The sequence below is a fragment of the Bradyrhizobium sp. MI1.7 genome (assembly GCF_055811795.1).
This window is the reverse complement of sequence record NZ_JBVVPO010000120.1, coordinates 6783-13058: the sequence shown is the minus strand read 5'-3', so window position 1 is coordinate 13058 and position 6276 is coordinate 6783. Positions and strand designations below refer to the sequence as shown.

Annotated in this window: 6 protein-coding genes; 1 reads left to right on the top strand and 5 read right to left on the bottom strand. The window is 66.1% G+C overall.

All coding sequences use genetic code 11. From position 1 onward, the window contains the following. Positions 1 to 148: 148 nt before the first annotated feature. Genes AC0L3X_RS44830 through cobS form a run of 5 tightly spaced genes read right to left on the bottom strand, consistent with a single transcriptional unit; the run spans position 149 to position 5262 of the window. Positions 149 to 847 carry a hypothetical protein gene (locus AC0L3X_RS44830; RefSeq protein WP_354131645.1) on the bottom strand — a complete coding sequence of 233 codons (699 nt, stop codon included), beginning with the start codon at positions 845 to 847 and terminating at the stop codon, positions 149 to 151. Between the two features lie 31 nt (positions 848 to 878). Next, the gene (locus tag AC0L3X_RS44825; RefSeq protein WP_354131646.1) at positions 879 to 1949 is read right to left on the bottom strand and encodes an esterase-like activity of phytase family protein; all 1071 of its coding nucleotides are present in this window, start codon (positions 1947 to 1949) and stop codon (positions 879 to 881) included. Continuing rightward, positions 1946 to 3853 carry a cobaltochelatase subunit CobT gene (gene cobT, locus AC0L3X_RS44820; RefSeq protein WP_014490393.1) on the bottom strand — a complete coding sequence of 636 codons (1908 nt, stop codon included), beginning with the start codon at positions 3851 to 3853 and terminating at the stop codon, positions 1946 to 1948. Before cobT ends, AC0L3X_RS44825 begins: the two co-directional genes overlap by 4 nt. Continuing rightward, the gene (locus AC0L3X_RS44815) at positions 3850 to 4260 is read right to left on the bottom strand and encodes a GNAT family N-acetyltransferase (protein ID WP_028149462.1); all 411 of its coding nucleotides are present in this window, start codon (positions 4258 to 4260) and stop codon (positions 3850 to 3852) included. The genes cobT and AC0L3X_RS44815 overlap by 4 nt, the downstream gene beginning before the upstream one ends. A gap of 3 nt (positions 4261 to 4263) precedes the next feature. Next, on the bottom strand, positions 4264 to 5262 hold the full coding sequence (cobS, locus tag AC0L3X_RS44810; protein ID WP_063980631.1) for a cobaltochelatase subunit CobS: 999 nt from the start codon (positions 5260 to 5262) through the stop codon (positions 4264 to 4266). 297 nt (positions 5263 to 5559) lie between these two features. On the opposite strand from cobS, the gene AC0L3X_RS44805 reads away from it, so the two are divergent. Continuing rightward, a complete protein-coding gene (locus AC0L3X_RS44805) occupies positions 5560 to 6219 on the top strand; it encodes a DedA family protein (protein ID WP_071908469.1) in 660 nt (219 codons plus the stop codon). Positions 6220 to 6276: the final 57 nt, after the last annotated feature.

Here is a 6276-nt window from a genome sequence, read left to right as displayed (position 1 = left end):
CTCCCCCCCCCCGCCCCCCCCGCCGCCCCCCCCCCCCCCGCCCCCCCCGCCCCCCGCCCCCCCGCCCCCCCGCCCCCCGCCCCCCCCGCCCCCCCCCCCCCCCCCCCCCCCCCCCCCCCCCCGGGCACGACGATCGAATTTGAGGCCCCTACTCCAGCTCCTCGAACCTGCCCGGCACGGGCTTGCCCATGCGGATGCGGCCGTCGGGCAACAACTCGCCGTCGGCTTCGGCCGAGAACTGGATCGTATTGCCGCCGCCGTCGCGCTTGCTGACCTTGCCGAGCGGCCCGAGCTTGTCGGCGAGCGCGGTGTCGTCGAGCACGAACACGCGGTATTCGGTGAGGCGAAAGCGGCGCGGCGCCTGCCATGTCAGCGCGGGCACGGATGTGCGCATGTCGCCGTCGGTCTTGATGTCGACGCTGCGGCCGGTCACGTCGCGGAACAGATCCGGCCCGGCGACCAGCCGCGCGCGGCCGCCGTCGATGGCGTAGAGATTCAGCGTGACGATATGGCGCTCGCTGCGGAACGAGACCGCGACGGTGCGCGAGTCCTGCGACCAGGCGGCGTGGAAGGCATCCGGCGCCGAGTCCAGAATGTTGTCGTCGTGGACATTGTCGAGCGTCATCAGCCGACGATGGCCGGGCTCAGCCATCAGGTAGATACGAAAGCCTTCGCTCCCGGACTCGCCGCCGCCATGGGCTGCGACGGACAGCTTCCCATTCGGCGCACGGCCGCCCTGGATGATGGCGTATTCGTTCTTTCCATACCGATGCTCGGCCGTGGCGAAGGCCGGTGAGGATGCAGCGAGCGTGAGGACGAGGGCGAGGATGGCGCGGAAGTGGGGCATGACGGTTTGTCGGAGAAGGGCGGGCGGACGTTCACTCCACCAGCGTGAACTGCAGCAGCAGCGTGCGCTGGAGCATCGAGAAATTGTCGTCCGACACCAGCGTCAGAACGGTCTCGCCCTCGGGCGTGACGTGGGCGTCGATGCCTTCCATGTTGTCGACCTCGTGGCCGAGATCGGCGGCGAACAGCGCAGGGCCGTCGACCAGCGCGTTGGGCGCGATGGATTTCAGGGGGATCGACCGGATGCGGATGTTGATGCCGGTGAACCAGGAGAATTTGCGTTCGAGGATGAGAAGCTCGCCGGACGGCAGCAGCACGGCATCGCTGATGTCGAATTTTTCCGTGCGGCGGACGCTGAACTGGCCGGGCGTCGGACCGCCGATCAGGAACGCGACCAGATTGCCGTCGGCGTCCAGTCCGCGTTCGGAGAAGGCGATCAGGGTGCCCGCGAGCGGCTGGCCTTTCGGCACGACGACCATCGCTTCGAGCCCCTTGTTGGAGGGCAGCTTCCGCACGGCGGGCGGCGTCGGCAACACCTCGCCGCGGGCGCGCGTGCCGCCTTTGGCGAAATCGAAGCGCAGGACCTGGTTGACGCGTTCGAGCCCGACATAAACGACATTGCCGTCGCGCGCGAGCGACTCGGTGTCGTACCAGAACCGCTTCTCCGTGATCGGCCGGCCCTCGGAATTGAGCATCGGGGACGCCTCGACGTCGTCGAGCCCGATCATCTTGCCGCCGGAATAGCGGATGCTGCCGGTGAACCAGCCGCCCTGGTCGGAGATCGCGAGGAAGCGCTCGCCCTTCGCATCGAGCCGGATGGCGGACAGGCCGCCGAAGCCGCGATAGGGCGAGGTCAGCACCAGGCCGCTGCGATATTGCAGCTGACCGAAGCGCACGCGCGAGCGGTCGCGCGGCTCGAAATTGGGAATCGGCCGCGCGTTCACCTCGACGCTGACCGGCTCGGTGACGGCGTGCTCGATCTGCGCGGTGCGCGGCGGCGGCTCGGTCGTCGGCTGCGCCTGCGCCAGTCGGGAGAGTGCGAGAGTGGAAAATCCCGCCGCCGCGTGGCCAAGAAAGCTGCGGCGGGACGATTGCGCGCTCACGAATGCAATTTGCGTCGCGGGCGACCGGCCTGATGCGTGGGCGCGGTGTTGGTCTCGCTGAACAGCTCGGCGAGCTTCTCGGTGATGGCACCGCCGAGCTCTTCGGCATCCACGATCGTCACCGCGCGGCGATAGTAGCGCGTCACGTCATGGCCGATGCCGATCGCGATCAGCTCGACCGGCGAGCGGGTCTCGATCTCCTCGATGATGTGGCGCAGGTGCCGCTCGAGATAGTTGCCGGGATTGACCGACAGCGTGGAATCGTCGACCGGCGCACCGTCGGAGATCATCATCAGGATCTTGCGCTGCTCGGGCCGGCCGAGCAGGCGCTTGTGCGCCCAATCCAGCGCCTCGCCGTCGATGTTCTCCTTCAGCAGACCCTCGCGCATCATCAGGCCGAGATTCTTCCGCGCGCGGCGCCAGGGGGCGTCGGCGGACTTGTAGATGATGTGGCGGAGATCGTTGAGGCGGCCGGGATTGGCCGGCTTGCCGGCGGCAAGCCACGCCTCGCGCGATTGCCCGCCCTTCCAGGCGCGCGTGGTGAAGCCGAGGATCTCGACCTTGACGCCGCAACGCTCCAGCGTGCGCGCCAGGATGTCGGCGCAGGTCGCGGCGACCGTGATCGGGCGTCCGCGCATCGAGCCGGAATTGTCGAGCAGCAGCGTCACCACGGTGTCGCGGAACGTCGCCTCCTTCTCGTGCATGAAGGACAGCGGGTGATAGGGATCGGTCACCACGCGCGACAGCCGCGCGGGATCCAGAATGCCCTCTTCGAGGTCGAAGTCCCAAGCGCGGTTCTGCTGCGCCATCAAGCGTCTCTGAAGGCGGTTGGCGAGGCGCGCGACGATGCCCTGCAGATGCGCGAGCTGCTTGTCGAGATAGGCGCGCAGGCGCTCCAGCTCGTCATGGTCGCAGAGGTCTTCGGCCGCGATGACCTCGTCGAATTTCGGCGCGAAGGCATGATATTCCGGCCCGCGCGGCTCGTTCTTGCCGTGCGCGTTCGGACGCGTCGCCTCGCCCGGCGTCTCGTCGTCGCCGAGCTCGCCGTCGTCGAACGTGTCGGAGGTCGAGGCCTGCGCGCTTTCCATCGCGCTCTCGCTCATCTCCTCGCTGGAGGCCTGCGCCTGGTCGGCGCTCATCTCCTGCGCGGCATCGGAATCGGGCGAGCCTTCGGCGCCGGACTGGTCGTTGTCGCCGTCGCGGTTTTCCTCGTCGTCGTCGTTGTCTTCGCTGTCGGCGCTGCGCTCGTCGCCGAGCTCGAGCGCGGTCAACAGGTCATGCACGGCGTCGCCGAACCTGGTCTGGTCCTCGACCAGGCCATCGAGCCGATCGAGCCGCTTGCCGATCTTGTCCTCGAGAATGGGCCGCCAGAGATCGACCATCTTCTTCGCCGCCGTGGGCGGCGCCATGCCGGTCAGGCGCTCGCGCACCAGCATCGCCAGCGCATCCGCCAGCGGCGCATCGGCACGGTCGGTGATTTCGTCGAACTTGCCGCGATGGAAATGATCGTCGAGCATCGCGCTGAGGTTTTTCGCAACGCCCGCCATGCGGCGCGCGCCGATCGCCTCGACGCGGGCCTGCTCGACCGCCTCGAACACGCCGCGCGCCTGCGGATTGCCGGGCATCAGCTTGCGATGCAGCTTTGCATCGTGACAGGCGATCTTGAGCGCGATGGAGTCGGCGTGGCCGCGCACGATCGCAGCGTCACGTTTTGTCATTTTTCGCGCCGGCTCCGGCAGCCGCGCTTTGCCCGGCGCCAAACCGGGGCGCTCGGCCGCAAAACTGACCTCGAGTTCGGGCGACTTCGCGATCGCCTTCAAGCAGGAGGCCACCGAGCGCTTGAACGGCTCGGTCGGGGCTTCCTTGGTGTTACGGAATTTGGAGTTGGATGATGATGTGCTCATAGCGACTTCGTAAACGAGTGGCGCGTCACGCCGCCGGGATAGCCCTTGAGGGTGCCGAACTCCTCGTACCCGCAGGAACGATAGAAGCCCGGCGCCTGGAAACTCATCGTGTCGACATGGGCCTGAATCGCGCCCTGCCGTCTTGCCTCGTCCTCGATCGCCGCGATCAGCTTCGTGCCAAGACCCTTGCCGCGCTGCTTCTGGTCGATCCAGAAGTACTGGATGAACAGAACCGTGGCCCAGAGGTGTCCGACGATGCCGCCGACGATCTTGCCGCGGTCTTTCAGCGAGACCGCGATGCTCCTGACCTTCTGCTTCCCGAACTGCTCGTCGTTATAGGCGCCGAGCCCGGCGAGCACAGCCTTTTTGGTGGTCCCAATGGTGCGCTCGACGGTGATGTTTGGCATGGTCTAGCTGAGCGCCACGTTGACCGCCGATTCCGGCAGCTCCGCGTTGAAGCAGCGCTGATAGAACTCGGCGACCAGGGGACGCTCGAGCTCGTCGCACTTGTTGAGGAAGGTGACCCGGAACGCGAAGCCGATATCGCCGAAGATATCAGCGTTCTCGGCCCAGGTGATCACCGTGCGCGGGCTCATCACCGTCGACAGATCGCCATTGGCGAAGGCGTTACGGGTGAGATCGGCAAGGCGGACCATCTTGTTGACGATGTCGCGGCCTTCCTGGGTGCGATAGTGCTTGGCCTTGGCCAGCACGATCTCCACTTCCTCGTCATGGGCGAGATAGTTCAGCGTGGTGACGATCGACCAGCGGTCCATCTGGCCCTGGTTGATCTGCTGGGTGCCGTGATAGAGGCCCGAGGTGTCGCCGAGGCCGACCGTGTTGGCGGTCGAGAACATGCGGAAGGCCGGATGCGGCTTGATCACCTTGTTCTGGTCGAGCAGCGTCAGGCGTCCGGAGACTTCCAGCACGCGCTGGATCACGAACATCACGTCGGGGCGGCCGGCGTCGTATTCGTCGAACACCAGCGCGATGTTGTGCTGGAGCGCCCAGGGCAAAATGCCGTCGCGGAATTCGGTGACCTGCTTGCCGTCGCGGACCACGATGGAGTCCTTGCCGACGAGGTCGATACGGCTGATGTGGCTGTCGAGGTTGACGCGCACGCAGGGCCAGTTCAGGCGCGCGGCGACCTGCTCGATATGGGTGGATTTACCGGTGCCGTGATAGCCGGTCACCATCACGCGGCGATTGCGGGCAAAGCCGGCGAGAATGGCGAGCGTGGTGGCACGATCGAAGCGGTAGTCGGAATCGACTTCGGGCACATGAGGATCGACTTCGGAATAGGCCGGGACTTCGAGATCGCTGTCGATCCCGAACACCTGGCGCACCGACACCTTCATGTCGGGCAGACCGGAAATTTCCTCAACTTTGGACAGAGCGGCGGTCGTCATCAATCCTCCGAGGCCCCGGGCGATCCCGAGACCAGTTATTTGCACGTTGGCTGCGGCTGGGTGCGGTCGCGAACTTATCAGAGACAACGTGCCGGCAGAAGCCCGCGCCCCAATCAAAGTTCCATTGTCTTTTCATTTAGATAGGCAAGGAACGCGATTTTTGGAGGGCTGCCTTGCGAATCACGCTCGAATTTCGGGCGGGAGGTGTGGCCTGCCCACGCGAATGGCACTTTTACCGCGTGCACCTACTTATGTAGGGTCCGAACCCCGGTGCTCCAGCCCCCCACGAAAGACGACGTGACGTCCTTTCTCGATCCCCTCATATCCTTCGTTTCAGCCCATGTGTGGCTGGCCTATCTGACCCTGTTCCTGGCGGCGCTGCTCGAAGCCGTTCCGGTGGTGGGGTCGGTGATCCCCGGCTCGACCATCATTCTGGCACTGAGCGCGCTGGTTCCAGGCGGGGAATTGAAGCTGCAATGGGTGCTGCTGGCGGCGGCAATCGGCGCCGTGCTCGGCGACGGCTCGGCCTACTGGATCGGGCACCGGCGGCAGCGCGAGATCCTCAACACCTGGCCGCTGACCAACTATCCGCGGGTGGTCGCCGAGAGCGAAAGCTTCTTTCACCGCTTCGGCACCTGGGCCGTGTTCTTCGCCCGTTTCGTGCCGCCAATCCGCGCCTTCGTGCCCGTCACCGCCGGCGCACTGGGGATGCCCCCCGCGAAGTTTTATGCCGTGAATATCCCGGCGATCCTGGTCTGGGCTCCCGCGCATGTGCTGCCGGGCGTGCTGGCGGTATCGGCCTTTCACCAATATTTCGGCGTGCCGCACCATGGGCATCCGTTCAAGCACATCTGGATCTTGATGGTGGTGGCCGTGGCGATCATCGGCGGCCTTGGCATCTGGTACTACCGCCGCCGGCAGAACGGCCTTGTCGCGACGTCCAAGCCGCGGGCTTAGATCTTACCCTCCTCTGGAGGGGGAGGGTCGGCGCACGTTGAGCGCAGCGCGAGCGGG